Source organism: Streptomyces sp. NBC_01426 (assembly GCF_036231985.1).
Lineage (GTDB): Bacteria > Actinomycetota > Actinomycetes > Streptomycetales > Streptomycetaceae > Streptomyces.
The window spans coordinates 6,363,754-6,389,747 of record NZ_CP109500.1; the positions used below are offsets into that span (position 1 = coordinate 6,363,754).

The 25,994-nt window shown below is 72.9% G+C and carries 27 protein-coding genes and 1 pseudogene; 17 read left to right on the plus strand and 11 right to left on the minus strand.

Features of this window, described 5'->3' with window-relative positions; genetic code table 11:
• Positions 1-91 precede the first annotated feature (91 nt).
• Positions 92-1,048 (plus strand): DMT family transporter, encoded by a 957-nt coding sequence (locus OG906_RS28425; protein ID WP_329446822.1) that lies wholly within the window; start codon positions 92-94, stop codon positions 1,046-1,048.
• Here the strand turns inward: OG906_RS28425 and OG906_RS28430 are convergent.
• Positions 1,030-1,746, minus strand: a complete 717-nt coding sequence (locus tag OG906_RS28430; RefSeq protein ID WP_329446824.1) for a pyridoxamine 5'-phosphate oxidase family protein — start codon at positions 1,744-1,746, stop codon at positions 1,030-1,032. The genes OG906_RS28425 and OG906_RS28430 overlap by 19 nt on opposite strands.
• Positions 1,747-1,774: 28 nt before the next feature.
• Here OG906_RS28430 and OG906_RS28435 point away from each other — a divergent pair, with 28 nt between their 5' ends.
• Positions 1,775-3,115: an aminotransferase class I/II-fold pyridoxal phosphate-dependent enzyme gene (locus tag OG906_RS28435; RefSeq protein ID WP_329446826.1), complete on the plus strand. Its 1,341-nt coding sequence runs from the start codon at positions 1,775-1,777 to the stop codon at positions 3,113-3,115.
• A gap of 148 nt (positions 3,116-3,263) precedes the next feature.
• Here OG906_RS28435 and OG906_RS28440 read toward each other — a convergent pair whose 3' ends face one another.
• On the minus strand, positions 3,264-4,310 hold the full coding sequence (locus tag OG906_RS28440; protein ID WP_329446828.1) for a DMT family transporter: 1,047 nt from the start codon (positions 4,308-4,310) through the stop codon (positions 3,264-3,266).
• A gap of 73 nt (positions 4,311-4,383) precedes the next feature.
• Here OG906_RS28440 and OG906_RS28445 point away from each other — a divergent pair, with 73 nt between their 5' ends.
• Entirely contained in the window at positions 4,384-5,283 is a 900-nt protein-coding gene (locus OG906_RS28445) for a LysR family transcriptional regulator (protein ID WP_267829616.1), read from the plus strand.
• Between the two features lie 29 nt (positions 5,284-5,312).
• On the opposite strand, the gene OG906_RS28450 is transcribed toward OG906_RS28445, so the two are convergent.
• On the minus strand, positions 5,313-5,771 hold the full coding sequence (locus tag OG906_RS28450; RefSeq protein ID WP_329448159.1) for a pyridoxamine 5'-phosphate oxidase family protein: 459 nt from the start codon (positions 5,769-5,771) through the stop codon (positions 5,313-5,315).
• A gap of 91 nt (positions 5,772-5,862) precedes the next feature.
• Between OG906_RS28450 and OG906_RS28455 the strand changes: the two genes are divergently transcribed.
• From OG906_RS28455 to OG906_RS28490, 8 genes are all read left to right on the plus strand, one after another.
• Positions 5,863-6,477 carry a cysteine hydrolase gene (locus tag OG906_RS28455; RefSeq protein ID WP_329446831.1) on the plus strand — a complete coding sequence of 205 codons (615 nt, stop codon included), beginning with the start codon at positions 5,863-5,865 and terminating at the stop codon, positions 6,475-6,477.
• An 18-nt stretch (positions 6,478-6,495) separates the two neighbouring features.
• Positions 6,496-7,350, plus strand: coding sequence for a HipA family kinase (locus OG906_RS28460; RefSeq protein WP_329446833.1), 855 nt, complete (start codon positions 6,496-6,498; stop codon positions 7,348-7,350).
• Entirely contained in the window at positions 7,347-7,730 is a 384-nt protein-coding gene (locus OG906_RS28465) for a DUF3037 domain-containing protein (protein WP_267803065.1), read from the plus strand. Before OG906_RS28460 ends, OG906_RS28465 begins: the two co-directional genes overlap by 4 nt.
• A gap of 174 nt (positions 7,731-7,904) precedes the next feature.
• Positions 7,905-8,666: a 3-oxoacyl-ACP reductase FabG gene (gene fabG / locus OG906_RS28470; RefSeq protein ID WP_267829618.1), complete on the plus strand. Its 762-nt coding sequence runs from the start codon at positions 7,905-7,907 to the stop codon at positions 8,664-8,666.
• A 34-nt stretch (positions 8,667-8,700) separates the two neighbouring features.
• The gene (locus OG906_RS28475; protein ID WP_267829619.1) at positions 8,701-9,462 is read left to right on the plus strand and encodes an SDR family oxidoreductase; all 762 of its coding nucleotides are present in this window, start codon (positions 8,701-8,703) and stop codon (positions 9,460-9,462) included.
• A gap of 152 nt (positions 9,463-9,614) precedes the next feature.
• A complete protein-coding gene (locus OG906_RS28480) occupies positions 9,615-11,198 on the plus strand; it encodes an ABC transporter substrate-binding protein (protein WP_267803062.1) in 1,584 nt (527 codons plus the stop codon).
• Positions 11,199-11,311: 113 nt separating this feature from the next.
• Entirely contained in the window at positions 11,312-11,980 is a 669-nt protein-coding gene (locus OG906_RS28485; protein WP_329448160.1) for a uracil-DNA glycosylase, read from the plus strand.
• Positions 11,981-12,077: 97 nt separating this feature from the next.
• Entirely contained in the window at positions 12,078-12,626 is a 549-nt protein-coding gene (locus OG906_RS28490; RefSeq protein WP_329446837.1) for a hypothetical protein, read from the plus strand.
• 34 nt (positions 12,627-12,660) lie between these two features.
• On the opposite strand, the gene OG906_RS28495 is transcribed toward OG906_RS28490, so the two are convergent.
• Together OG906_RS28495 and OG906_RS28500 are read right to left on the minus strand one after the other, a co-directional pair.
• Entirely contained in the window at positions 12,661-13,203 is a 543-nt protein-coding gene (locus OG906_RS28495) for a hypothetical protein (protein ID WP_329446839.1), read from the minus strand.
• A gap of 133 nt (positions 13,204-13,336) precedes the next feature.
• On the minus strand, positions 13,337-13,858 hold the full coding sequence (locus tag OG906_RS28500) for a DinB family protein (RefSeq protein ID WP_329446841.1): 522 nt from the start codon (positions 13,856-13,858) through the stop codon (positions 13,337-13,339).
• Between the two features lie 84 nt (positions 13,859-13,942).
• On the opposite strand from OG906_RS28500, the gene OG906_RS28505 reads away from it, so the two are divergent.
• Positions 13,943-14,848, plus strand: coding sequence for a Gfo/Idh/MocA family protein (locus OG906_RS28505; protein WP_329446843.1), 906 nt, complete (start codon positions 13,943-13,945; stop codon positions 14,846-14,848).
• On the opposite strand, the gene lnt is transcribed toward OG906_RS28505, so the two are convergent.
• From lnt to OG906_RS28525, 4 genes are all read right to left on the minus strand, one after another.
• Positions 14,793-16,337, minus strand: a complete 1,545-nt coding sequence (gene lnt, locus OG906_RS28510) for an apolipoprotein N-acyltransferase (protein ID WP_329446845.1) — start codon at positions 16,335-16,337, stop codon at positions 14,793-14,795. The two genes, OG906_RS28505 and lnt, sit on opposite strands and share 56 nt — an antisense overlap.
• A 54-nt stretch (positions 16,338-16,391) precedes the next feature.
• Complete coding sequence (locus OG906_RS28515; RefSeq protein ID WP_329446847.1) at positions 16,392-16,859, minus strand: nuclear transport factor 2 family protein; 468 nt, start codon at positions 16,857-16,859, stop codon at positions 16,392-16,394.
• A gap of 358 nt (positions 16,860-17,217) precedes the next feature.
• Positions 17,218-18,096, minus strand: coding sequence for an undecaprenyl-diphosphate phosphatase (locus OG906_RS28520; RefSeq protein WP_329446849.1), 879 nt, complete (start codon positions 18,094-18,096; stop codon positions 17,218-17,220).
• 48 nt (positions 18,097-18,144) lie between these two features.
• On the minus strand, positions 18,145-18,873 hold the full coding sequence (locus OG906_RS28525; RefSeq protein WP_329446851.1) for a TVP38/TMEM64 family protein: 729 nt from the start codon (positions 18,871-18,873) through the stop codon (positions 18,145-18,147).
• Positions 18,874-19,486: 613 nt separating this feature from the next.
• On the opposite strand from OG906_RS28525, the gene tuf reads away from it, so the two are divergent.
• The 3 genes from tuf (at position 19,487) to OG906_RS28540 (ending at position 22,495) form a co-directional block, all read left to right on the plus strand.
• Positions 19,487-20,665, plus strand: a complete 1,179-nt coding sequence (gene tuf, locus OG906_RS28530; RefSeq protein WP_329446853.1) for an elongation factor Tu — start codon at positions 19,487-19,489, stop codon at positions 20,663-20,665.
• Positions 20,666-20,771: 106 nt separating this feature from the next.
• Positions 20,772-21,620, plus strand: a complete 849-nt coding sequence (locus OG906_RS28535; RefSeq protein WP_329446855.1) for a patatin-like phospholipase family protein — start codon at positions 20,772-20,774, stop codon at positions 21,618-21,620.
• 83 nt (positions 21,621-21,703) lie between these two features.
• Positions 21,704-22,495 (plus strand): spermidine synthase, encoded by a 792-nt coding sequence (locus OG906_RS28540; RefSeq protein ID WP_329448161.1) that lies wholly within the window; start codon positions 21,704-21,706, stop codon positions 22,493-22,495.
• A gap of 188 nt (positions 22,496-22,683) precedes the next feature.
• Here OG906_RS28540 and OG906_RS28545 read toward each other — a convergent pair whose 3' ends face one another.
• Both OG906_RS28545 and OG906_RS28550 read right to left on the minus strand, forming a co-directional pair.
• The gene (locus tag OG906_RS28545; protein ID WP_329446857.1) at positions 22,684-23,988 is read right to left on the minus strand and encodes an MFS transporter; all 1,305 of its coding nucleotides are present in this window, start codon (positions 23,986-23,988) and stop codon (positions 22,684-22,686) included.
• 70 nt (positions 23,989-24,058) lie between these two features.
• Positions 24,059-25,087, minus strand: coding sequence for a hypothetical protein (locus OG906_RS28550; protein ID WP_329446858.1), 1,029 nt, complete (start codon positions 25,085-25,087; stop codon positions 24,059-24,061).
• Between the two features lie 96 nt (positions 25,088-25,183).
• Between OG906_RS28550 and OG906_RS28555 the strand changes: the two genes are divergently transcribed.
• Positions 25,184-25,636: a DUF4442 domain-containing protein gene (locus OG906_RS28555; RefSeq protein WP_199826666.1), complete on the plus strand. Its 453-nt coding sequence runs from the start codon at positions 25,184-25,186 to the stop codon at positions 25,634-25,636.
• Positions 25,637-25,834: 198 nt separating this feature from the next.
• Positions 25,835-25,972 (plus strand): annotated as a pseudogene (locus OG906_RS28560) (DUF2191 domain-containing protein); the annotation flags it as partial.
• Positions 25,973-25,994 lie beyond the last annotated feature (22 nt).

Below are 25,994 nucleotides of genomic sequence, written 5' to 3' on the forward strand. Positions count from 1 at the left end.
ACCCCGCCCCGGGGAGTTCCCGGGCGGATTCGCGCTGCCCGCGAAGCGATGACCCCTTTCCCTCATCCTTCACGCAAGCGCGGAGTCCCACGTGTCGAACCATTCGCCCGCAGCCGGGCGCAGTCTTCTCTCCCTCGTCGTCGCCGGAGCCGCCTGGGGAACCGCCGGGGCGGCCGCCTCACTGCTGTTCCTCGCCAGTGACCTCGGGCCGCTGGCCCTGTCGTTCTGGCGGTGCGCGGGCGGGCTGGTGGTCCTGCTCGCCGTTCTCGCGGTCCGCCGCCCCGGTGCCGCCCTGCCGCGACCCTCGGCCGGTTCGCTGATCGCCACCGGGCTGATGTTCACCCTGTTCCAGGCCGCGTACTTCGCGGCCGTGCGGGAGACCGGCCTGGCCGTCGGGACCGTGGTCACCCTGGGGGCGGGGCCCGTCCTGATCACGGTCGGCGCCCGCTACTGGATGGGCGAGCGGCTCGGACGCGGCGGGATCGTCGCCGTCGGCGGGGCGCTCGCGGGGCTTGCGGTGCTGGTGCTGGGCAGCGGGGGAGGCGAGGTGCGGCCGATCGGCGTCGGCTGGGCCCTGCTGTCGGCCGCCGGCTACGCCGCCATGACCCTGCGGGCCCGCCTGTTGGGGCAGCGCGGGGCCGGCGGGGACCCGCTGGTGACCACCGCGTGGTCGGTGGCGGTGGGCACGGTGTGCCTGCTGCCGCTCGCCGCGATGGAGGGCCTGCTCCCGCACACCGCCGAACTCGGTCGGGTGCTGTGGCTGCTCGTGTACGTGGCCACCGTGCCGACGGCGCTGGCGTACGCGCTCTACTTCCACGGGGCCGCGGCCGTGCGGGCCGCCACCGTGTCGGTGATCATGCTGATCGAGCCGGTGAGCGCGGCGGTGATCGCCGTCCTGGTGCTCGGTGAACAGCTGACCGGGGCCGTGATCCTGGGCACCGTCCTGCTGCTGACGGCCGTCGGGGCGCTGATCGTCGCCGAGGCGCGGAGGCCGGCGGGCGGGCCGGTGGTCCGGCCCGCCCCGGTGGCTCAGAGCGTGGCGAGGTAGTCCGGGACGGCGACGCCGGGAGTCAGGTCGGCGGCCGGGACCGGTGTCCCGTACGCCGGCGCGACCGGGACCACGCCCGACCAGAAGGGCAGGCCCAGGTCCTCGGCGTCGTCGCTCGGCCCGCCCGTCCGCAGCTTCGCGGACACCTCGGTCAGGTCCAGCCGGATCACGGCGGTGGCGGCGAGTTCCCTGGCCGTGGGGGGACGGCAGTCGGCCGACCGGCCGGGCACGACCTGGTCGACGAGGGCGTCGAGCGCCGTCCGGCACTCCTGCGCGTCGGTGACCTGGTAGGCGGTGCCGTGGATGACCACCGAGCGGTAGTTCAGGGAGTGGTGGAAGGCCGATCGGGCCAGCACCAGGCCGTCGACGTGCGTCACGGTCACGCAGACCGGCAGACCCGCATCGGCCCTGCCCGCCGCGAGGAGCGGGCGGGACCCGGTCGAGCCGTGGAGGTAGAGGGCGTCGCCGATCCGGCCGAACAGCGTCGGCAGGACCACCGGCGCGCCGTCGCGCACGAAGCCGAGGTGGCAGACGTAGGCCTGGTCGAGTATCGCGTGCACGGTCTCGTGGTCGTAGCGCGCCCGGTCCCGGGAACGGGTCGGGACGGTGCGGTCGGTGGGTTCGTACGCGGAGGTCGTCCGCGCGGCCGACTGCGCGGCGGTCGGCGTGGTCGGCTCGGTGGCGGGCGTGGCGGTCATGGTGCGAACTCCGTTGCACTAGTGCATAATGTGGTTTGTGCTAGGAGACTATCTGATCACGGGGCGTCGCGCATCGGACATCGCGGCCAGTGTCGAAACGGGAATCGGATCGGGCGCGCTCGCCCCCGGAGCGCTGCTGCCGCCGATGCGGGAGCTGGCCGCGGTGCTCGGCGTGAACCCGAACACCGTGGCCGCCGCCTACCGGACCCTGCGCGAGCGCGGCGTCATCGAGACGGACGGCCGGCGCGGCAGCCGCGTCAGGTCACGACCGGCGAGCGCGCCCCGCGACGCGCTGCGGATGGACGTCCCGCCCGGCGTGCGCAACGTCGCCTCGGGCAACCCGGACGTCTCGCTGCTGCCCTCGCTCCAAGGGCCCCTGGCCGCCGCCGCGAGGAGGTACGCGCGAACGCCCACCCTGTACGGAGCCGACCCGGTCGCCCCGGAGTTGGCGACCCTCGCCCGCGCCGGCTTCGATGCCGACGGGGTGCCGGCCGGACCGGTCGGGGTCACCTCGGGGGCGCTCGACGGCATCGAACGCGTACTGGCCGCCCACCTTCGCCCCGGCGACGCCGTGGCGGTGGAGGACCCGGGCTGGGGGAGCGTGCTCGACCTCGCGCCCGCACTGGGACTGCGGGTGCTGCCGGTCGCCGTGGACGACGACGGGCCCCGGCCGGAGGCGGTGGCGCGGGCCCTGGCCGACGGGGCGCGGGCGCTGGTGGTCACCGCCCGGGCGCAGAACCCGACGGGCGCGGCGGTGAGCGCGCACCGGGCCGCGGAGCTGCGGGAGTTGCTGGCACTCCACCCGGAGGTGCTGGTCCTCGACGACGACCACGGACACGGGATCGTGGACCTGCCGTTGCAGAGCCTGGGCGGGGTCACCCGACACTGGGCGCTCGTCCGGTCCACGGCCAAGGCCTACGGGCCGGACCTGCGGCTCGCGGTGCTGACGGGCGACACGGTCACCATGGACCGGGTACGGGGGCGGCAGCGACTGGGACCGGGCTGGGTGAGCCGGCTGCTCCAGTACGCGGTGGTCGAGCTGTGGACCACGGGCGCGGTGGACGCGGCCGCGGTGGCGCGGTCGTACGGGGAACGGCGGGACGGGCTCGTCGCGGCCCTGGAGCGGCGGGGAGTACCGGCGTACGGGCGCAGCGGGATGAACGTGTGGGTACCGGTCGCCGAGGAGACGGGGGCGGTGGCGCGGCTACTGGGGGCCGGCTGGGCGGTGGCGCCGGGGGCGCGGTTCCGGGTGGAGAGCCGGCCCGGGGTACGGATCACCGTGTCCGGGCTCGGGCTGGAGGAGGTGGCGGGGCTCGCGAACGCGGTGGCCGACGCGGTGCGGCCGGCGGTGGGAGGGCGCTTCGACTGAGGCCGGGGCGGGGGAGCTCCGCTGGGGGTTGCGGGGTGTGGGACGGCGGGGCCGGGTCGGTGGTCGGCCCGGCCCCGCCGCCCCGCCGCCCGGCCGGTGGGCGGGTGCGGGGCCGTTGCCGGGGGCTCCGCCCCCGGACCCCCGCGCCTCAAACGCCGGCGGGGCTGGAGGGGGCGGAGTCGGCGGGGCTGGATGCGGTGGGGGTGGGCTTGGTCGGGGGCTTTGGGGGGCGGGTTTGGGTGAGGGCCGCGCCGGCCAGGACGATGGCCGCGCCGACCGGGGTGTTCCAGTGGAGCTGCTCGCCCAGGACCAGGACGCCCGCCGTGGTGGCGATGACCGGGATGAAGTAGGTGACCATCTGTGCGGTGGTCGGGCCGACCTCCGTCACCAGCCCGTACTGCATCTGTAGGGCCAGTCCGGTGCCGAGGGCCCCCAGGGCGATCACCGACAGGGTCGGCCAGAGCGGGAACGAGTGCGGAGCCGAGGTGAACAGGGCGCTCACCAGGAGCAGTTGGACCGTCGAGATGCCGAGCTGCGCGCCGGTCAGGGCCACCGGCGAGCCGGGAGTGCCGGCCAGCGTGCGGCGGACGTAGATCCAGCCGATCGGGTAGCAGAGCGAGGCCAGCAGGGCGAGCGCGGTGCCCGTGGCGTCGACCCCCGAGAAGCCCTGCCAGGCCCCGAGGACGGTGAGCACGCCGAGGAAGCCGAGGCCCAGGCCCGCGAACCGGCGGCGGGTGGGGCGGTCCTCGGACAGGGCGACCAGGGACAGGGCCATGCCCCACAGCGGGGAGGTCGCGTTGCAGATGCCGGCCAGGCTGGAGGGGATGCTCAGCTCGGCGTACGCGAAGAGCGAGAACGGCGCGGTGTTGAGCAGGAGCGCCGCCACCGTCAGGTGCGCCCAGGTCCGCCGCCCCCGGGGGAGTCGTTCGCGGCGCAGCATCAGGACCGTGAGCAGGGCGAGGGCGCCGAAGGCGACCCGACCGAGAGCGACCTGGAACGGGGCGTAGGCCTCCGTGCCCACCTTGATCAGCAGGAAGCTGAAGCCCCAGATCACCGAGAGGACGGCGAACCGGACCCGCCAGTCGAGGCCGCCCCGGCGCGGGGCGGGCGGTGTGGCGGCGGTCGCGGCGGCGGCGATCGGCGTGGGATCGGGGAGGGCCTCGGTGGCCGGTCTCGGGGTCGTGGGTGCGCTCATGGGCTTACTCTGTGCCGTCCGACGCATTAGAACAAGCGAGAATGTGTGGGGCTCTCGTCGTAGCATTGCTTACATGTTGAACCTGGAGCGCCTGCGCACCCTCGATGCCTTCGCCCGCCACGGCTCGGTCGGCGGCGCGGCGGACGGGCTGCACGTCACCACCTCCGCCGTCTCCCAGCAGATGGCCAAGCTGGAACGGGAGGTGGGACAGCCCTTGCTGGCCAAGAACGGGCGGGGGGTCCGGCTGACCGACGCCGGGCGTCTGCTCGCCGACCACGCGGCCCGGATCCTTTCCCAGGTGGAACTCGCCCAGGCCGACGTCGAGGCCCAACGCGGTTGCGCCGTGGGGGAGTTGCAGATCGGCGCCTTCCCCACCGCCATGCGCGGACTGCTGCCCGGGGCGCTGACGGCGCTGCGCGCGGGCCACCCCGAACTCCGCACCCGGGTGCGGGAACAGGAGCCGGGGGAGAGCATGGCCGCGGTGGTGCGCGGTGACCTCGACCTGGCGCTGGCCATCGACTGGCACAACAAGCGGATGCCGGTGCCCGTCGAACTCACCCGCTGCCATCTGCTGGAGGACTCCGTCGACATCGCGGTGCCGGCCGATCACCCGCACGCCGACCGGTCCCTGGTCTCGCTGGCCGACTTCGCCGACGAGGAGTGGATCTCCTGGAACGAGGGCCAGTTCTGTCACGAGTGGCTGGTCTTCACCCTGCGCGGCATCGGCATCGAGCCCCGCATCGCGCACATCGCCGAGGAGCACCACACCCAACTGGCCTTCGTCGAAGCGGGCCTGGGTGTGTGCGTGACCCCCCGGCTGGGGCGCGGGCCCGTCCCGTCCGGGGTGCGACTGCTGCCGGTGAGCGACGCCGTCCGCCGGCACGTGTACGTCGTCTGGCGGGCGGACGCCGACCGGCGGCCCTCCGTCCGGGCCGCCGTCGACGCGCTCAAGGCGACCGCCTCGACGCTGTAGGGGGCGTCGCCGCTGCGATCACACGGTGCCTACAGCTTGCGGAAGTCCCACGAGACGATCGACTCCGGGGTGAGTCGGATCCAGGCGTGCCGCCCGTCGTGCGGCATCTCCTCGATCCCGAAGTTCTTCACCGGGAAGAGGCGTTCGGCCTCCGTCAGCGCCGGGCACGGCTCTCCCGTGCGGGGAGCCTCGCCCACGAAGACCGCGCTGCCGGACAACTCGACCCCGCGCAGTTCGTCGTACGCCTCGCCCGCGTCCACGACCACCGAGATCCGAGGATCCTTGCGCAGGTCGGACCAGCGGCGGCTGCGCGTGATCGAGTACAGCCACAGCGAACTCCCGTCCCAGGCGAACCACAGGGCCCCGACGTGGGGGCGTCCGTCCGGGGAGACGGTGGCCACCCGGCAGGTGCGCTGCTCGCGCAGGAAGGCGTCCACCTCCTCGTCGGTCATCATGATGCGGCGACCCCGCCGTTGCGCCCGGTCCACGCGTGTCTCGTCCATCCGTCGCGCACCCCTTCACATCTGACTGTGTGTCAGGAATCATGCGGGCTCTTCGGCCGTCACGCCAGGGGGAGCCATGCCGGAACTCGATCCCGCCACCACCGCGCTGCTCACCGTCGAATGCCAGAACGGCGTCGTCGGCGAGGAGAGCGCCCTTCCCGATCTGGCCAAGGAGGCCCGCGACTCGGGGATGCTGGACCGGGTGGCCGCGTTGGTCGAGGCCGCCCGGGGAGCGGGCGTACAGGTGCTGCACGCCGTCGCGGAGCGGCGGGAGGACGGGCTCGGCGCCAACGCCAACGCGCGGCTGTTCCGGGCCGCGGGGAAGCTCCCGGTGCGCCAGCTCAGCGGGAGCCGCGCGGTCGAGGTCGCCGCCCCCATCGTGGTGACCCGGCGGGACCTGGTCCTGCGCCGGCTGCACGGGCTCTCCCCGATGGCCGGCACCGACCTGGACGCCCTGCTGCGCAACCTCGGTGTCCGCACCCTCGTCGTCACCGGGGTCTCCTCGAACATTGCGATCCCCAACACCGTCTTCGACGCCGTGAACCTCGGCTACCGGGTGGTGGTCCCCTCCGACGCGATCGCCGGGGTGCCCGCCGCGTACACCGCCGAGGTGATCCGCAACGCGCTGGCGCTGGTCGCCACCATCACCACGACCCGGGAGTTGCTCGACGGGTGGGCCGTGCCGCGCTGACCCCCGTAACCTGGTCGGATGCTGTCCGAAGTGATCGCGACCCGTTACGTCACGCCCCTGCGTGAGGGCGGCTCGCTCCCGGGAATAGTCGAGGCCGACGACCTCGGTACCTACGTCATGAAGTTCACCGGAGCCGGCCAGGGCCGCAAGACGCTGGTCGCCGAGGTCGTCTGCGGGCGGCTGGCCCAGCGGCTGGGCCTGCGGGTCCCGCGGCTGGTGCAGATGCAGCTCGACCCCGTCATCGGGCTCGGCGAGCCCGACCAGGAGGTGCAGGAGCTGCTCAAGGCCAGCGGCGGACTGAACCTCGGAATGGACTACCTGCCCGGCTCGATCGGCTTCGACCCGCTCGCCTACCAGGTGGACCCCGTCGAGGCCGGGCGCGTGGTCTGGTTCGACGCCCTGATCAACAACGTCGACCGGTCCTGGCGCAACCCGAACCTCCTGGTCTGGCACGGCGACCTGTGGCTCATCGATCACGGCGCCACCATGATCTGGCACCACAACTGGCCGAGCGCCCCGGCCGCCTCCGCCAAGCCCTACAACGCCTCCGACCACGTCCTGGCCCCCGTCGGACCGGACATCGGGGCCGCCGCCGCGGAGCTCGCGCCGCTGGTGACGAGGGAACTGCTCACCGAGGTCACCGCCGACGTGCCGGACGAGTGGCTGGTCGACGAGCCCGGCTTCGACTCCACGGACGCCGTGCGACGCGCCTATGTGGACGCGCTCCTGCCGCGTGCGGCCGGCATCCACGAGAGGATCACGATGGAGGCCGAGGTCCGGCCGAGGTCGGGTCCGCCCGGATGGCTGGCCGAGCGCCTCGCGCCGCCGCGCGCCAAGACCGAGCCCGACGAGAAGAAGAGCGACAGCGAGTGATCAAGCGGGACGTGTTCGAGTACGCGCTGGTGCGTGTGGTGCCCCGGATGGAGCGCGGCGAGTGTTTCAACGCCGGCGTGATCGTCTACTGCCGGGCTCACTCCTACGTCGCCGCGCGCACCCACCTCGACGAGGGCAAGCTGCTCGCCCTCGACCCCGACGCCGACGTGACCGGTGTACGGGCCGCCCTGCTCGGCGTCGAGGGGCTGTGCGCGGGCGGCGAGTCGGCCGGTCAGGCGGCGGGCGACGAGCCGGGCCGCAGGTTCCGCTGGCTGATCGCGCCGCGCAGCACCGTGGTGCAGCCGGGCCCGGTGCACACCGGGCTGACGGCCGACCCGGAGGCCGAGGTGGAACGGCTGCTGGACCTGCTGGTGCGCTGAGCGCGGCGGACCCTTGGAGGATCGGCGGACGACCCGGGGAGCCCTGCGGGCCGGCGCCGTTGACACCGGGTGCCAGGGCTCCTAGCGTCTGTCCAGCCGAAGCTACTAAGCGGTTGCTCACCCACGAGGGGCCGCGTCGGCGCACCGAGGATTCCAAGCGCGAGGAGATCCAGCATGTCCACCACCGAGCAGCGCGTCGCGATCGTGACCGGGGCGGCCCGGGGCATCGGCGCGGCCACCGCCGTACGCCTGGCCGCCGAGGGCCGGGCAGTCGCCGTACTCGACCTGGACGAGGCGGCCTGCAAGGACACCGTCGAGACGATCACGGCGGCCGGCGGGAAGGCCGTCGCCATCGGCTGCGACGTCTCCGACAGCGCGCAGGTGGAGGCGGCCGTCGAGCGCGTCGCGAGCACGCTCGGCGCCCCGACCATCCTGGTCAACAACGCGGGTGTGCTCCGCGACAACCTGCTCTTCAAGATGAGCGCCACCGACTGGGACACGGTCATGAACGTGCACCTGCGGGGCGCGTTCCTGATGGCGCGGGCCTGTCAGAAGCACATGGTGGAGGCCAAGTTCGGCCGCGTCGTGAACCTCTCCAGCAGCTCCGCCCTCGGCAACCGCGGCCAGGCCAACTACTCCGCCGCCAAGGCCGGTCTCCAGGGCTTCACCAAGACCCTGGCCATCGAACTCGGCAAGTTCGGCGTGACCGCCAACGCCGTGGCCCCCGGCTTCATCGCCACCGAGATGACCGCCCAGACGGCCGCCCGCGTCGGCATGGGCTTCGAGGACTTCCAGGCCGCCGCCGCCACCCAGATCCCGGTGCAGCGCGTCGGCACCCCGGACGACATCGCCAACGCGATCGCCTTCTTCACGGGCGACGCGGCCGGCTTCGTCTCCGGGCAGGTCCTGTACGTGGCCGGCGGCCCGCTCAACTGACGCGCGGCGACGAACGAGAGGCAGGGCGTACGGCATGACGTACAGCGGGAACGACAGCGGCAAGGTCGCACTGATCACCGGGGCGAGCCGGGGCATCGGCTACGGCATCGCGGAGGCCCTGGTCGCCCGGGGCGACCGGGTGTGCATCACCGGGCGCAACGAGGACACCCTCAAGGAGGCCGTCGAGCGGCTCGGGGCGGACCGGGTGCTCGGCGTCGCCGGGAAGGCGCACGACGAGGCCCACCAGGCCGTCGCCGTGGAGCGGACGATGGAGGCCTTCGGCCGGGTCGACTTCCTGATCAACAACGCGGGCACCAACCCGGTCTTCGGGCCGATCGCGGACCTGGACCTGGGCGTCGCGCGCAAGGTCTTCGAGACGAACGTGATCTCCGCGCTCGGCTTCGCGCAGCGGACCTGGCACGCCTGGCAGAAGGACAACGGCGGGGCGATCGTGAACATCGCCTCCATCGCCGGCGTCTCCGCCTCGCCCTTCATCGGCGCGTACGGGATGAGCAAGGCCGCCATGGTCAACCTCACCCTCCAGCTCGCGCACGAGATGGCGCCGGGCGTGCGGGTCAACGCCATCGCCCCCGCGGTGGTGAAGACGAAGTTCGCGCAGGCGCTCTACGAGGGTCGTGAGCAGGAGGCCGCCGCGGCCTACCCGCTCGGCCGACTCGGGGTCCCGGAGGACATCGGGGGCGCCGCGGCCTTTCTTACATCTGCACAAGCGGAATGGATCACGGGGCAAACTCTGGTCGTCGACGGGGGAATGTTCCTCAATGCCGGGGTGCACTGACCGATAAACGGACGCATTTGCCTCCCGGGAGGAGGCAAATGCGTACCGAATACGCACGTAATCGGTCAAGTGCCTCACGAAACCTGCCCATTGGATTTGTGAGGCACTGCGGTAGGGTCTGCCGCACCCCTGGCTGATCGAGGAGCGTGCACGTGTTCAACCGGACCAGATGCCTGCAGATCACTGCGGCCCTTGCGTCCATATCCCTGCTCGCCGGATGCGGTCTGCTTTCCGACGACAGCGGCGACGACAAGAAGCGGATCGTCGTCGGTACGATGAGCCAGCCGAGCACCCTCGACCCCGCCGCGGCATGGGACGGCTCCTGGGAGCTGTACCGGAACATCTACCAGACGCTCCTGGCATTCCCCACGGGCTCCACCCAGCCCCAGCCGGATGCCGCCCAGGCCTGCGAATTCACCGACTCCCGCAACGAGTCCTACCGCTGCACCCTGAAGAAGGGCCTCAAGTTCTCCAACGGGGAACCGCTGGACGCCAAGGCCGTCAAGCACTCCCTCGACCGGATCCGGACGATCAACTCCCAGGTCGGCCCGAAGGACCTCTTCGGCAGCCTGGACAAGATCGAGACCCCGGACGCGGCGACGGTGGTCTTCCACCTGAACACCCCGGACGCGACCTTCCCGTACGTCCTCGGCTCGCCGGCCGCCTCGCTCGTCCCGCCGAAGGAGTACCCGGCGGACAAGGTGCGCGAGGAGGGCAAGACGATCGGCTCCGGCCCCTACGTCCTCGACTCGTACACCGAGGGCAGCGAAGCGGTCCTCAGTCGCAACGCGAGCTACGCGGGCTTCGCCAACCGTCGCAACGACGCGGTGACCATCCGGTACTTCGCGGACTCCAAGAAGATGGTCGCGGCCCTCAAGTCCAAGGAGATCGACGCCACCTACCGAGGCCTGTCCGCCGCGGAGGTCAAGGACCTGCAGACGCCCGCGTCCCACGAGGCCGGCATCCAGGTCGTCGAGAACGTCGGCGCCGAGATCCGCTACCTCGTCTTCAACCCCAAGGACCCGCAGGTCGCCAAGCTGCCGGTGCGCCAGGCCATCGCCCAGGTCATCGACCGCGGCGCGCTCGTGGCCAAGGTCTACCAGGGCACGGCCGAGCCGCTGTACTCGATGGTCCCCAAGGGCACCGTCGCCCACCGGACGCCGTTCTACGACCTGTACGGCCACTCGGACGTCGAGAAGGCGAAGAAGATCCTCCGGGAGGCCGGGATCACCCAGAAGGTGGAGCTGACCTTCTGGTACACCACCGACCGGTACGGCCCCTCCACCGCCGAGGAGTTCACCGAGATCAAGCGGCAGCTCGAGGAGAGCGACCTCTTCAAGATCAACCTGCGCGGCCAGCCCTGGAAGGCCTTCCAGGCGGGCTACAAGAAGGGCGAGTACCCGGTCTTCGGTCGAGGCTGGTTCCCCGACTTCCCGGACCCGGACAACTTCATCGCCCCGTTCGTCGGCAAGCAGAACGCGGTCGGCACCCCGTACGAGCCCGCGCCCATCCTGAACGAGCTGCTGCCCAAGTCCCGCCGCGAGAGCGACCGGGCCGCCGGCGTCAAGGAGTTCGAGGAGGCGCAGCAGATCTTCGCCCAGGACGTCCGGCTGCTGCCGCTGTGGCAGGGCAAGCTCTACGTCGGCGCACGCGAGGACATCGCCGGCGCCGAGCGGGCCCTCGACCCGCAGACCGCCATGCAGATGTGGGAGCTGTACCGCAAGACCAGCTGGTAGCGGGCACCGGGCGGGCAGGCGGACGACGCGTTGTCAGTGGCTGCCGGTAGGTTCTGGGCAGTTGCACCACGCAGTTGCACGATCCTGTACCGGAGGTTGTAGACGTGACCCAGATGCTGCCCGAGTCCTGGCTCCCCGCTGTCGGCGGGGAGCTGGACCAGCCCTACTTCAAAGAGCTCATCGAGTTCGTCGAGAAGGAGCGGGCGAACGGGCCGGTCTACCCGCCCCGCGACCAGGTCCTGGCGGCCCTGGAGGCCACGCCGTTCGACAAGGTGAAGGTCCTGGTCCTCGGCCAGGACCCCTACCACGGCGCCGGCCAGGGGCACGGCCTGTGCTTCTCCGTGCGGCCCGGGGTCAAGACCCCGCCCTCCCTGCGCAACATCTACAAGGAGATGAAGGAGGAGCTCGGCCTCCCCGTCCCGGACAACGGGTACCTGATGCCGTGGGCCGAGCAGGGCGTCCTGCTGCTCAACGCGGTGCTCACCGTCCGCGAGGCCGAGCCCAACTCGCACAAGGGCAAGGGCTGGGAGAAGTTCACCGACGCCGTGATCCGGGCCGTCTCCGCACGCCCCGACCCGGTCGTCTTCGTGCTCTGGGGCGCGTACGCCCAGAAGAAGATCCCGCTGATCGACGAGGACCGGCACGTGATCGTCAAGGGCGCCCACCCGTCGCCACTGTCGGCCAAGAAGTTCTTCGGGTCCCGCCCCTTCACCCAGATCAACGAAGCCGTCGCCGCCCAGGGGCATGAGCCGATCGACTGGCGTATCCCGGACCTTGGCTGACGCCACACCCCGCCTGGGCGTCAGAGGCGGCGCCTGCGGTTAGCGTCGTGACGATCAGACCGGAGAGCAGGTCTGGCAGAGCCAGCCGGAGGCCGCGTTGACGGAGCAGCAGGAGGCGTCCGAGGACGCCGTCATGACCAGGATCGGCCAGGCCGTCATCCTGCTGCACGCCGGGGACCGCGAGGAGGCCCGCAATCGCCTGGGGGAGATCTGGTCCGAGATCGGCGAGGCGGGCCCCCCGCTCCACCGGTGCACGCTCGCGCACTACATGGCCGACGCGCAGGACGATCCCGCCGACGAACTGGCCTGGGACCTGCGGGCGCTGACCGCCGCCGACGGCCCGAGCGCCACCGAGGGCCCGCCCGCGGGCCCTCCGGGCGCACGGGCCCCGCGCGGGGCCCGCGACCCACACCCGGCGGTCCGGGTGTTCTACCCGTCGCTGCACCTCAACCTGGCCGCCGACTACGTGAAACTACGACGGCCGGAGGCGGCCCGGGTCCACCTCGCCCGGGCCAGGGCGGCCACCGGAGCGCTCGCCGACGACGGGTACGGCGACCGGGTCCGGGCCGCCATTGCCCGGCTGGAGCTGCGGCTCGCGACGGAACCCGGCGAGTGGCCCCGCCACTTCCCGGAGCAGTCCCCGTAGCATCCCGGGGCGCGGGCCGGCCGTACGAGAACCCTCAGCCGCCCTGGACACCCGCGCAGATCCGGGCCTCCGGGCTGTCGGGATGCCAGCGACCGTGGCGACGGCCCATGGCGCACACGTCCGCCGGGCGCACCGGCAGCTCCCGCATGAGCTCCCGCGGCACCTTCGCGTCGGGCCGGGGGCGGTGCGGACGGTCCCCCGGACGGCCGTCGTCGTGCCCCGGCGGATGCTCGGCCCGTCGGCGGGGCTCCGGGATGTCCGGGACCGGCGGCGCCGCCCGTTCGGGCCCCGCAGGCGTACGCGGCGCGGTCGGCGGCTCGACCCGGCTGCCGGTCCCCGACGTCGTCGGCCGCGCCGGCTCCCGCGGGACGGCCCGCAGCGCCTCCAGGGCGGGCGCCTGGACGACCACCGGGAGGGCTCCCGGTTCGCCGCGCGGCTCGTGCCGCGGCGACAACCCCGCGGGGGGCACCGGCGCGGGCTGCGCCGGACCGGGGGGCACGTTCACGCAGCCGGAGACAGCCGAGACGGCACAGGCCACTCCGAGCAGCAGTCTTGTCGTGGTTCGGGTTGGATGCACGCGCGCAACTCTGCTGTGCGAGGACCCGGTTGCGAAAACCCTGGGGCGATATTGCCCCCGCACGGGTGACGGCCGGCCGCCGGTGCGCCGCCGGTTGACGGCCGGAGCGCGAACCGGGCGGCGACCGGGTCCGCTACTCGCCCGTGGCCCCGTCGATGTGCTCGCGCAGCAGGTCCGCGTGACCGTTGTGGCGGGCGTACTCCTCGATCATGTGGGTGTACACCCAGCGCAGGCTGAACACCTCGCCCCGGCGGTGGTTCTCGGGCCGCGAGACCAGGTCCAGGGAGCGGCCCTGCACGGACTGCCGGGCCAGCTCGATCTCGGTCTGCCACACCCGCTCGGACTCGCTCCAGGTGTCCTCGGCGGTGAACCGGAAGTCGCCGTCCACGTTGTCGGGCGTCGAGTACAGGTCGGGGAGCTCCTCGCCGAACATGATCTCGCGGAACCAGTACCGTTCCACCTCCGCCATGTGCCGGACGAGGCCCAACAGGCTCAGTTCGGACGGCGCGAGCGCGCTGCGGCGCAGTTGCTCGTCCCCGAGTCCCTCGCACTTCCAGGCCAACGTGGAGCGGTGGTAGTCGAGCCAGCCGTCCAACATGTCCCGCTCGTTCGCGGTGGTGGAGGGTTCGGGGCGGTGGGATCCGGAGTTGCTCATGTGCCCCATCCTCGGCGACCACAGCCCCTGCCACCAGGGATTAAGCTGCGAGCGTCCCACAAGGAACGAACCTGGAGGCTCCCGGTGAAGGTTGGCGTCATCGGACTCGGCGACATCGCCCGGAAGGCGTACCTGCCCGTCCTCACCGCCCGTCCGGGAGTGGAGCTGCACCTGCAGACCCGCACCCCCGCCACGCTGGAGCGGATCGGCGCGATCCACCACGTCCCGGCCGAGCGCCGGCACACCACGCTCGACGCGCTGCTCTCCGCGGGGCTCGACGCGGCCTTCGTGCACGCGCCGACCGAGGCCCACCCGGAGATCGTGGCGCGGCTGCTGGAGGCGGGCGTGCCCACCTACGTGGACAAGCCCCTGGCCTACGAGTTCGAGGACTCGCGGCGGCTGGTGGAACTGGCCGAGGAGCGCGGGGTCTCCCTCGCCGTGGGCTTCAACCGGCGCCACGCACCCGGGTACGCGCAGTGCGTCGACCACCCGCGCGAGTTGATCGTCATGCAGAAGAACAGGGTCGGCCTGCCCGAGGACCCGAGGACGCTGGTCCTGGACGACTTCATCCACGTCGTCGACACCCTGCGGTTCCTGCTGCCCGGGAACGCCGACCACGTCGACGTCCGGGCCGTGGTCCGCGAGGGGCTGATGCATCAGGTGGTGCTCCAGATGTCCGGTGACGGGTTCACCGCTCTCGGCATCATGAACCGGCTCTCCGGGTCGACCGAGGAGACCCTGGAGGTGTCCGGGCAGGACACCAAGCGGCAGGTCGTCAACCTCGCCGAGATCATCGACCACAAGGGCCAGCCGACCGTGCGCCGGCGCGGCGACTGGGTGCCGGTCGCCCGCCAGCGGGGCATCGAACAGGTGGTGGACGCCTTCCTGGAAGCCGTCGAGGCCGGCACGACCCTGAGCGCCCGGGACGCCCTCCTCACCCACGAGCTGTGTGAACGGGTGGTGCGCTCGGCTCTGGAGCAGGCTTCCTGAGCGACGGCCTCCACCGGGCCGCGCAGAACGCGGCGAGCGCGGCGAGGGTCGCGCCCACCGGCCAGTCCCCGAAGCGGACGTAGAGCGTCGAGCCGGCGGCCAGCGGCACGGCGTACACCTGGGCGGTGCTCGCCGACGTGGCGAGGGAGGGGCCGACCCGCTCACCGGCCGGGCCGTGCACCTCGCTGATGCCGGTGAGGGTGGCGTGGACCACCGGGCGGCCGGTCTCGGCGGCGCGCAGGGCGCCGAGGGAGGCGTGCTGGGCCGGGGCCCAGCTGTCCTGGAAGCTGGACGTCGCGGACTGCGCGACGAGCAGCGCGGCCCCGTCGCGCGCCAGGTGCCGGCTCATGTCGGGGAACGCGGACTCGAAACAGACCAGCGGACCGAGCAGGAGCCCGGGCCGGCCCGGCAGCGGCATCAACACGGGGGAGTCGCCCCGCACCCGGTCCTCGCCCGCCGCCTTGCCGACCGAGGTGGCCCAGCCGAACAGCGCCCGGGCGGGCACGTACTCGCCGAAGGGGACCAGCCGCATCTTGTCGTACCGGTCGCCGGTCGGGCCCTCGGGCCCGACCAGGACGGAACTCTTGCGGATCCCGGCGCCGTCGCCCCGCCGCGCGTCCACGTTCACCAGCAGGGGAGCCCCCACCTCGGCGGACAGGGCCGTCAACCGGCGCTCCAGGTCCGGGCGGGCCTCCAAGTCCGCGCCGACGCTGCTCTCGCCCCACACCACCAGGTCGGGGCGTTGGCCCACCAGGGTCCGGGTCAGCCGCTCCCCGACGTCGAACCGTCGGTCGGCGCTGTCCGGCCCGTCCGCGACGACCCCCGGCTGGACCACGGCCACGCGCAGCGCGCCGGTCACCTCCGGGCGCGGCACCCACAGCCACACCACCCCCGTGAGCACGGCGCACCCGGTCAGCCCGGCCACCGCCGGGACCCGCGCCCCCGGCACCGCGAGCAACAGCACCAGCGCGCAGTTCACCGCCACCACCAGCAGGCTCACCAGCCACACCCCGCCCACGGAGGCCAGCCGGAGCGCCGGCGGCACCTGCCACTGGCTGGCCCCGAGCAGCCCCCACGGCCCGCCCAGTCCCTGCCAGGACCGGACCACCTCCGACAGCAGCCACCCCGCCGGCACGAGGACCAGCGCGGCCGCCGCACGACCGGCGGCCGGCGCCCCGCCGAGCAGCTCCCGCACCAACAGCGCCCAGGGGATCCACAGCAGTCCCAGCAGCGCCGCCACCGCGACCAGGAACACGTGCATGCTCGGCAGCAGCCAGTGGTGGACGGCGAAGATGAATCCGGCGCCGCCGAGCCACCCCTCCAGGGCCGCGCGCCGCCCGGTGGGGGCGGACCTCAGCAGCACCATCCAGGGCACGAGGGCGACGTAGGCGAACCACCAGAGCCCCGGCGAGGGGAAGGCGAGGGCGGGCAGCGCTCCGGCGGCGACCGCGGCCGCCGCCCGCCACCACCGCTTCGACCTCGGGATCATGACGCGCCTCCGCCTCCAGTGTGGGGCGGCCGGGCCGGTTCGGCCCGGCCGGGGTCACGCGGACAGGTGCCGCCACTTCTCGTGCACCGTGACCGAGGTGAGCCGCCAGCCGTCCGCGGTCCGGGCCACCACGAACGCGTACCGCCCGGCGGCGACGAAATTGGGGGAGGTGACCGTCCCGTCGAACTCCTCCCCGGCCAGCCGCATCGGATTGAGGAAGTCCGCCCGCACCTCGGCCGAGTCCCCGGGCGAACCGCCCAGGTCCTCCAGCCGGATCAGCCGGTTGACGATCAGGTGCTGGCGCACGGGGAACAGTCGCATCGTCTCCGACAGCCAGTCGGCCACCTCGCCGGCGGGCCCCTCCACCCCGCCCGCCGAGCTGTAGTCGGCCCGCCCGGTCGGGGTGAACAGGGCGCGGTAGGCGCCCCAGTCCCCGTCGTCGACGGCCGCCGCGTACCCCGAGACCACCTCGTCGATGGCCAGCCGGTCCATTACCGTCGCGAGGTCCACACGCTGCGTCATCGGGACAGTCTGGGGGCGTACGCCCGCGAGGCCAAGGGGCGTGCGCGGACCGGGCCCCCACGCACTCGATCAATGACCGGAATGAGCCTCCCGCGGTCGGACCACGACCAGGAACGCGTCACTGTCCAGATCCATCACCACCTCGGCCGGCACGCCCTCGCGCAATCGCTGCGCCGCGTACTCCTCGGCGGGCCAGCTTCCCCTCGGACTTCCGGCCGGAAAACGCTCCAACACCACACGACCCATGGGACACCCCCTGCTGCTTGCCTTCAGGTCTCTTCAGGCACAACGACGCGGAGGCCGCCCGGGAACGTTCCCGAGCGGCCTCCGGTTCACGCGAAGCGGTGAGCGTGGCGCGCTAGGAGCCGGACTCGCCGGCGTGCGGGCTCAGCACGTCCGTGCCGATCAGCACGAACAGCAGGATGCCGAGGGCGATCCGGTAGATCACGAACGGCATGAAGCTCTTGGTGGAGATGAACTTCATGAACCAGGCGATCACGGCGTAGCCCACGAAGAAGGCGATGACGGTCGCGAAGATCGTCGGACCCCAGGAGATGTGCCCCGGGGTCTCGACCACGTCCTTGATCTCGAACGCCCCGGAGGCCAGCACGGCCGGGATGGCGAGGAGGAACGAGTAGCGGGCCGCCGCCTCGCGGGTGAAGCCCAGGAGCAGACCGCCGGAGATCGTCGCGCCGGACCGCGAGACACCGGGGATCAGCGCCATCGCCTGGCAGACACCGAAGATCAGGCCGTCCTTGACGCCCAGCTCCTGGAGCGTCTTGCGCTCCTTGACCACACGGTGCTTCCCGCCCTGCTCGTCGCGCGAGGCCAGCCAGTCGGCATAGCCGAGCACGATGCCCATCACGATCAGGGTGGTGGCGGTCAGTCGCAGGTCGCGGGCCGGGCCCACGATCGCGTCCTTGAACACGAGGCCGAGGACACCGATCGGAATCGATCCGACGATCACCAGCCAGCCCATCTTCGCGTCCTGTTCGGAGCGGAGGGCCTTGGTGTAGAGGGAACGGAACCAGGTGGAGATGATCCGCGCGATGTCCTTGCGGAAGTAGATCAGGACGGCGGCCTCGGTGCCGATCTGGGTGATGGCGGTGAAGGCCGCCCCCGGGTCGTGCCAGCCGGCGAAAGCCGCGGTCAGCCTGAGGTGGGCACTGGAGGAGATCGGGAGGAACTCCGTAAGCCCCTGGACGAGACCGAGGATTAGGGATTCGAACCAGCTCATGTCGGGGTGCGCTCGTCCTTGTGATCGTCGGGCAGTTCGGGTCCGATGCTAGGGCCCGTGGGGGGCGCCGCTGACCACAGGGGGGTGGTGGGAGGCCGGCTCGTACGTCGGGCCGTGTACGACGGGGGGTGCCAGACGGTGCCGCTTGCGCCAGGCGACGGCCGCCGCGACGACCCCGGAGACCGCGATGAAGCCGAACGACGCGAGGAACGCGGGCGATCCCGGGGACGAGGCGCTGGCCCCCGCGATCACGTACGCGGCGGTGTTCGGGACCGTGCCGAGCGCCGTCGCCGTCAGGAACGGCAGCCAGCCGCAACGGGAGACCGCCGCACAGTAGTTGGCCGCGGCGAAGGGCACCCCGGGGAAGATCCGGATCGCCAGCATGGAACGGAACCCGTGCCGGCTCAGCTGTCCGTCGGCCGCCTGCAACCAGCGGCCGCGCAACAGCGGACGCAAAGCCCCCTGCCCCATCACCCGCCCCAGACCGAAGGCGACGCCGGCCCCGAGCACCGTGCCACCGACCGCCGCCACCAGGCCGAACGCGGTTCCGAAGACCGCCCCGGCGGCCAGGTTCAGCAGCGGGCGCGGCACGAACGCCGCCGTGCACACCCCGTACACCGCCGCGAACAGCGACACCGCCACACCCACCGGGAGCGCCGGCGACCACCCCTCCGAGAGGAGGCGCTGGGGCTCGAACAGCAGCACGCACACGCCCGCCGCCACGAGCAGCAGGACGAGCACCGACAGCCGGGTCCACGGCGCGAGGAGGAGGGACATCCCGGGAGACTAACCGACACATGCGGCGTCGCGCCGTAATCCGGACCTCATGCGGTCGAACGACCGGCGACCTCCGAACGTGCCCCGCGCCCGCCCGCGGAAGGGGTTCGCGTCGCCCGGCGGGAGCGCGTCGCGGACGCCGAGCAGGCCGGTCGTCCGACGGGCCCGCGCCGAGGACGGCCGGACCCGTCCGTACGCGACCGCGCGCCCCGAAGCCGCGCTCCGGCCCGGGCAGTGACCAAGGACACTGCGAGACCCGCCGGAACCGGCCGCCCCTTCCCGCGCCGTGTCGCCGGCCCCTCGCGGACGGTGAGCGCCCGGGCGGGCGATGAACCGGCCCAGCCGGCAAGAACCCCCGGCCGCGCGGAAATTGGTTCGACGCCGGTCCGATCGCACGGCAGGATCGGCGACATGTCCAGGCACGCCTTCCTCGCAGCGCCGTCCGCAGTCGCGGACGCGCCGAAGGCTGCCTTCCTCGTGGAGGATCTCGCCCTCGTCGCATGCGACGGCGCACGAAGCTGACCCTTCCCGGATCGTCCGGCGGACCCCACAGGGGGAGGGTCGGTTCGCTCCAGGGGTCCCGCTCCAGCTTCGCAACACACGGGAAGACATCATGGCCAAGACGGCCTTCGTGCGCACCAAGCCGCACCTCAACATCGGCACCATGGGACACGTCGACCACGGGAAGACGACCCTCACCGCCGCCATCACCAAGGTCCTCGCCGAGCGCGGCGGCGCCTCCTTCGTCCCGTTCGACCGCATCGACCGGACCCCCGAGGAGGCCCGGCGCGGCATCACCATCAACCTCACGCACGTCGAGTACGAGACCGACACCCGGCACTACGCCCACGTCGACATGCCGGGCCACGCCGACTACGTGAAGAACATGGTCACGGGCGCGGCCCAGCTCGACGGGGCGATCCTCGTCGTGTCCGCGCTCGACGGCGTCATGCCACAGACCGCCGAGCACGTACTGCTCGCCCGCCAAGTGGGCGTGAACCACATCGTGGTGGCCCTCAACAAGGCCGACGCCGGGGACCCCGAGCTCACCGACCTGGTGGAGCTGGAGGTCCGCGAGCTGCTCACCGCGCACGGCTACGGCGGCGACACCGCCCCGGTCGTCCGGGTCTCCGGGCTCGGGGCGCTGGAGGGGGACCCGCGCTGGACCGGGGCGATCGAGGCGCTGCTGGACGCGGTGGACACGTACGTGCCGATGCCGGTGCGCTACACGGACGCGCCGTTCCTGCTGCCGGTGGAGAACGTGCTGACCATCACCGGGCGAGGGACCGTCGTGACCGGCGCCGTCGAGCGGGGCTCGATCCGGCTCGGCGAGCGCGTGAGCGTGCTCGGCGGGGACGGCGAGCCGGTCGAGACGGTGGTCACCGGGCTGGAGACCTTCGGCCGGCCGATGGAGTCCGCCGAGGCCGGGGACAACGTCGCGCTCCTGCTGCGCGGCGTGCCGCGCGACGGGGTCCGGCGCGGGCACGTCGTCGCGGCGCCCGGGAGCGTCGAGCCGAGCCGCCGCTTCACCGCGCGGGTGTACGTGCTCTCCGCGCGGGAGGGCGGTCGCACGACGGCGATCGCGTCCGGGTACCGGCCGCAGTTCTACATCCGCACCGCCGACGTGGTCGGGGACGTGGACCTGGCCGAAGCGGCCGTGGTCCGACCCGGGGAGACGGTCACCATGACCGTCGAGCTGGGGCGGGACGTGCCGCTGGAGACCGGACTCGGCTTCGCGATCCGTGAGGGCGGGCGCACGGTCGGCGCCGGGACGGTGACCGCCGTCCTCTAGGCCCGTGACCGTCCGGCGTCCTGCGGATCGGGGCCCGCCGTGGTGGCGGCGGTCGGCTTCGGCCAGACTGCCGTCATCACGGGACACGACCGAGGGGCGGGCGGCGATGAGCGGCGAAACGGCACTGGTGCTGGGCGGCGGGGGGCTCACCGGGATCGGCTGGGAGAGCGGGATCCTGTACGGGCTCGCCCGTGCGGGCATCGACCTGGGCAGCGCCGAACTCGTCGTCGGCACCTCGGCCGGCTCGGTGGTGGGCGCGCAGCTCACCTCCGGGCTGCTGACCCCACGGGAGCTGTACGAGCGTCAGCTGGGCGACGCCTCGGGCGAGGCGCCGGCGCGGCTCGGCGCGGGGCTCGTCGCGCGGTACGCCGTCGCGATGGCCCGCTCGCGGGACGCGGCCGGCTACCGCAGGCGCATCGGCGCCTACGCCCTGGCCGCCGCCGGGGCGACCGCCGAGACGGAGCGCCGCGAGGTCCTCAGGGCCCGGCTCGTCTCGCAGGAGTGGCCCGAGCGGCGGTTCGTCGTCACCGCCGTGGACACCCTGAGCGGGGAACTGACCGCCTTCGACCGCGCGGGCGGGGCCGGGCTGCTGGACGCCGTCTCGGCGAGTTGCGCCGTGCCCGGGGTGTGGCCGCCGGTGACCGTGGGCGGGCGACGGTTCATGGACGGCGGTGTCCGTTCCGCCACCAACGCCGACCTGGCCGCGGGATACGCACGGGTGGTGATCCTCGCGCCCATGAGCCTGGGCAGCGGCATGATCCCCTCGCCCGCCGCGCAGGCCGCCCGGCTGCGGGCGGCCGGCGCCCGGGTGCTGCTCATCACCCCGTCCCAGGCGGCGCGCAAGGCCTTCGGGCGCAATGTCCTGGATCCCGCCCGGCGGGACCCGGCGGCGCGGGCGGGGCTGGCACAGGCCGCCGATCACGTGGCCGAGGCGACGGCCGTCTGGGCGACCTGACGGCGCGGCGGCCCGACAATGGTGGGGTGGACGACGAACAGATCCCGGTGATCCGGGACGTGGGCCAGGGCACCGCCAAGCTGATGCCGGACGTGGACCGGGAGCGGGCCTGGCTGCTGACCGTCAACGGGGCACCGCAGTCGTACGTGGACCTCGACGCCCCGGAGCACCTGGAGTTCGAGTACGTGCGCCGACTGGCCCACGTACTCGACTGCGCGGCCGAGCCCGGGGCCCCGCTGGACCTGCTGCACCTGGGCGGGGGCGCGCTGACCCTGCCGCGCTACGCCGCCGCGACCCGGCCCGGATCCCGGCAGCAGGTGGTGGAGTTCGACGCGGAACTGGTGGACATGGTGGCGCGGCACCTGCCGCTGGCGGACGGCGCCGGGGTCACGGTGCACGCGGCCGACGCCCGGGCCTGGTTGGGCGGCGCCCCCGCCGCGAGCGTGGACGTCCTGGTCGCGGACGTGTTCGGCGGCTCGCGGGTGCCGGCGCAGCTGACCTCGGTGGAGTACGCGCGGGAGGCGGCCCGGGTGCTCAGGCCCGGCGGGCTGTACGCGGCGAACCTGGCCGACGGGGCGCCCTTCGGGTTCCTGCGGGCGCAGCTGGCGAACTTCGGGGCGGTGTTCGGGGAACTGGCGCTGATCGCGGAGCCGGGCGTGCTGCGGGGACGGCGTTTCGGGAACGCGGTGCTCGTGGCGTCGGACCGGGAGATCCCGGTGGCGGCGCTGGCCCGGCGCTGCGCGGCCGACGCCTTCGCGGCCCGGGTCGAGGACGGCGAGGCGTTGGCCCGGTTCATGCGGGGGGCGCTGCCGGTGGGAGACGCGGAGGCGGTCGCCTCGCCCGAGCCGCCGACGGGCGCGTTCAGCGTCGGCTAGGTCGTCTCTTTCGGATCTTGTCGGTCAGGGTCGCGGTGTCCGGTGCCGTGCCTGGCAAGGCGCAGCGGCGCCCGTGTACGGGACGTACTCGGGTGCCCCGACAACGCCGCCAGGGGCGGTGCCGGGCGCCGCGGCCCCGGCAAGATCCGAAAGAGACGGCCTAGGGCCCGGGGCACGGTGAGGGCGGGTCAGACCAGGGGGAGCGCGGCCGGGGCGGGCGGCGCCGTGTGGAGGTCGGGGGCCACCTTCGTGGACTTGCGGGTCATCCGGCGGACGTCCGGGACGAACAGGACCAGTCCGGTGACCAGGATCACCAGGGCCGCGCACCCCCACAGGGCCGAGGTGCGACCGACGGCCGATTCGACGGGGCCGGCGAGCGCGGTGGCGAGCGGCAGCATCGACACCGAGCCGAACCAGTCGTAGGCGGACACCCGGGAGAACTTCTCCTCCGGGATCTCCTGGTGCATGGTCGTCATCCAGCTGACGCCGAACACCTCGATCGCCAGACCGCTCACGAGCATCACGAGACACAGGGCCCACACGGGAAGCGGGATCGCGAGTCCGGCGGACGGCATCGCCAGCGGGAACACGCACAGGGTGCCGACCAGCAGCAACCGTCGGGGCTTCCACGCCATCATGAGGAAGGCGCCGGCGATGGTGCCCACGCCGAAGAAGGCCAGGGCGAGGCCCCAGGGGGCCGCCCCGCCGAGTCGGTCCCGCGCGACCAGCGGCCCGTACACGGCCTCGGCGGCGCCGACGACGGCGACGACCACGGAGAACTGGAGCACGATGCTCCACAGCCACGGGCGGGTCTTGAACTCCACCCAGCCCTCGCGCAGGTCGGACAGCAGCCCGCCGCCGGGGACCCGTTCGGGGATGTGACCGACGTCGAGGAAGGCGCGCAGGGCGCCGGCGACGGCGAAGGCCGCCGCGTCGACGGCGAGCACCCAGCCCGGGCCCACGGCGGCGATCAGGGCGCCGCCGAGGGCCGCGCCGCCGATGCCGGCGCCGTTCATGGCCATCCGGAAGAGCGCGAAGGCGCGGTTGGCGTGCGGGCCGGACACGGTGGAGAGCAGCATGCCCTCGGCGGCCGGATTGAAGAACGCGGTGCCCGTGCCGCAGAGCGCGGTCAGCAGCATCATCTGCCACAACCGCGGATGCCCGGTGAGGACGATCACGGCGAACGCTGCCTGGGAGACGCAGTTCAGGGCGTTCGCCCAGACCATCACGCGGTGGCGGGGGAGCCGGTCGGCGATCGCTCCGCCGATGAGCAGGAACAGGACGAGCGGCAGGGTGCGCGCGGCCGCGACGAGGCCGACGTCGCCCGGGGACCCGCCGGTCTGGATGACCGCGAAGGAGGCCGCGATGAGCGCTCCGTGGCTGCCCAGGTTCGTGACGACCGCCGCGGCCGTCAGAAGGCTGTAGTTGCGGCCCGCCCACGCCGGACGGCGGCGTGCGGACAGCGGGGCGGGACCGGCGGGGGGAGTGCTCACCCACGGACTATCCCTGCCCGGGACCGAGATTCCAAACGAAATTCCGGCCCCGGGCAGGGGGCTGCGAAGATCAGCTCGCGTTGAGGCGGACGGAGCTGAGGATCTTCTCGTACGTCTCCTGGCTGACCTCGCCGGGAACCCCGGCCGCGCTGTAGAGGACCCAGGTCGCGAAGTCGTTCTTGGCGTTCTTGAAGCTGAAGGCGATGCTCTTGCCGTCCGAGGAGCACTTGTTCTCCTTCGGCAGGCCGGTCACCGAGGCGGTCGCCATGTGCCCCTTGAGGCCGGAGGAGGTGGTGTACTCCTTGGGCTCCGTGACCTTGGTGGTGCCCTTCGGTCCCTTCTGCCCGTATCCGGCGAAGACCCAGTTGCCTGCCTCGTTGCGCGCCGCCTCGGCGGTGTCCTTGGCTCCCTGGCCGCCCTTGGTGCCGGTGCCGCCGAGCGACGTGGTCTCCTCGCTGCCGTTCTTGTCGGAGTCGACCTTGCACCAGTCCTGCTTGAGGTACGCCGGCGCGGACATCATGACGATCGGCGAGCCGTCGCCCTTGGCCTCGTCCTCGAAGCCGATCGACATGCCGGAGCTCAGCACCTCCCAGTCCGGCGGGACGTCGAAGGCGGTGCCGTGCTTCGGGTTGACGACGACCTTCCAGCCGGGGATCACCGGCTTCAGGTCACCACCGGCGCGCGGGTTCCCGGTGGGGGCGGCCGGTGCGGCCGAGCTCGCGGCGGGGGACGAGGAGGCGACGGCCGGCTTGTCGTCGGCCTGGTCGCTCTTCTTGTCCCGGGTGAGGACGAAGGTGCCGGTGACGGCGGCCGTCACGACCACCGCCGCGGCCGCGACGATCGCCACGGTCTTCGTCGAGAAGCGGGTTCCGCCGCCCTGGGGTGCCTGCGGGGGCTGCTGTCCCCACGGCTGTACGGGAGGGGGCGTCTGGTAGCCCGGCTGGGGATAGCCGTAGCCGGGCTGCTGCTCGCCGAACCCCTGCTGCGGCGACTGCTGCTGGTACGGGTTCGGCGTTCCCGGCTGCTGCTGGTACGGGTTCTGTTGCGCGTCCTGGGGGTTGTTCTCTCCCCCGGGCGGCTGCTGCTGTCCTGGCCACATGGCCGGTAACGATAGTGGGAGCGGGTGTCGGGAGCCACGGCCGCCCCTGGTGGAGGTCTGGCCAACCGCATCTACTCGTGGGTAACATCGCGTTCCATGAGCGCAGAACAGATGAACGTGGGCGAATTGCTCGCCGCGACGGTACCGATGGCCCGCACCCTGAACCTCCAGTTCCTGGAGACCACCCCGGAGCGCGCGGTCGTCCGCCTGCCGGACCAGCCCGACTACCACAACCACGTGGGCGGCCCGCACGCCGGCGCCATGTTCACGCTGGCCGAGTCCGCGAGCGGCGCCATCGTCCTGGCCGCCTTCAGCGACCAGCTCTCGCGCGCCGTACCGCTCGCCGTCAAGGCCGAGATCGGCTACAAGAAGCTCGCCAAGGGCGTCGTCACCGCCACCGCGACCCTGGGCCGCCCGGCCGCCGAGGTCATCGCCGAGCTGGACGCCGGCGGTCGCCCCGAGTTCCCCGTCACCATCGCCATCCAGCGCGAGGACGAGGCCGTGACGGGTGAGATGACCGTCGTCTGGACGCTGCGCCCCAACGCGTAACGCGCCCGCGGGGGGAGTGGGGGGCCGTACCCGAGGGGTGCGGCCCCCCACGCGTGTACGCGGGCGGCGCGCCCGTACGTCCGGTACACGGGCGCCGCTGCGCCTCACCGTGCACGGCACCGGACACCGCGCGCCTTGCCGGCGCCACCTCGACGACAGGGCCTGGAGTCCGTCCGACGACGGAGGGGAACCCCATGGGTCGGCTCCCCGCAGGACGCGGTGGAAGCGGTCGTACGGGACTACATCGCGCGCGGACACCGCACCGAGGCCCGGGTCCACAGCCAGGACCACACGAAGCGGGAACCCGAGGGCCTGCCGCAGCCGCCGCAGGGCTGAACCTCGGCGTCGCGGTGGCGCG

Bases quoted from the DNA above. Each gene is read 5' to 3' on its own strand.
- OG906_RS28440 (WP_329446828.1), bottom strand. From the start codon at position 4,310: ATGAGCGCACCCACGACCCCGAGACCGGCCACCGAGGCCCTCCCCGAT.
- OG906_RS28460 (WP_329446833.1), top strand. From the start codon at position 6,496: ATGCTGTCCGAAGTGATCGCGACCCGTTACGTCACGCCCCTGCGTGAG.
- OG906_RS28535 (WP_329446855.1), top strand. From the start codon at position 20,772: ATGAGCGGCGAAACGGCACTGGTGCTGGGCGGCGGGGGGCTCACCGGG.
- OG906_RS28540 (WP_329448161.1), top strand. From the start codon at position 21,704: ATGCCGGACGTGGACCGGGAGCGGGCCTGGCTGCTGACCGTCAACGGG.
- OG906_RS28455 (WP_329446831.1), top strand. From the start codon at position 5,863: ATGCCGGAACTCGATCCCGCCACCACCGCGCTGCTCACCGTCGAATGC.
- fabG (WP_267829618.1), top strand. From the start codon at position 7,905: ATGTCCACCACCGAGCAGCGCGTCGCGATCGTGACCGGGGCGGCCCGG.
- OG906_RS28445 (WP_267829616.1), top strand. From the start codon at position 4,384: ATGTTGAACCTGGAGCGCCTGCGCACCCTCGATGCCTTCGCCCGCCAC.
- tuf (WP_329446853.1), top strand. From the start codon at position 19,487: ATGGCCAAGACGGCCTTCGTGCGCACCAAGCCGCACCTCAACATCGGC.
- lnt (WP_329446845.1), bottom strand. From the start codon at position 16,337: ATGATCCCGAGGTCGAAGCGGTGGTGGCGGGCGGCGGCCGCGGTCGCC.
- OG906_RS28435 (WP_329446826.1), top strand. From the start codon at position 1,775: ATGTGGTTTGTGCTAGGAGACTATCTGATCACGGGGCGTCGCGCATCG.
- OG906_RS28520 (WP_329446849.1), bottom strand. From the start codon at position 18,096: ATGAGCTGGTTCGAATCCCTAATCCTCGGTCTCGTCCAGGGGCTTACG.
- OG906_RS28515 (WP_329446847.1), bottom strand. From the start codon at position 16,859: ATGACGCAGCGTGTGGACCTCGCGACGGTAATGGACCGGCTGGCCATC.
- OG906_RS28430 (WP_329446824.1), bottom strand. From the start codon at position 1,746: ATGACCGCCACGCCCGCCACCGAGCCGACCACGCCGACCGCCGCGCAG.
- OG906_RS28475 (WP_267829619.1), top strand. From the start codon at position 8,701: ATGACGTACAGCGGGAACGACAGCGGCAAGGTCGCACTGATCACCGGG.
- OG906_RS28500 (WP_329446841.1), bottom strand. From the start codon at position 13,858: ATGAGCAACTCCGGATCCCACCGCCCCGAACCCTCCACCACCGCGAAC.
- OG906_RS28485 (WP_329448160.1), top strand. From the start codon at position 11,312: ATGCTGCCCGAGTCCTGGCTCCCCGCTGTCGGCGGGGAGCTGGACCAG.
- OG906_RS28550 (WP_329446858.1), bottom strand. From the start codon at position 25,087: ATGTGGCCAGGACAGCAGCAGCCGCCCGGGGGAGAGAACAACCCCCAG.
- OG906_RS28555 (WP_199826666.1), top strand. From the start codon at position 25,184: ATGAGCGCAGAACAGATGAACGTGGGCGAATTGCTCGCCGCGACGGTA.
- OG906_RS28525 (WP_329446851.1), bottom strand. From the start codon at position 18,873: ATGTCCCTCCTCCTCGCGCCGTGGACCCGGCTGTCGGTGCTCGTCCTG.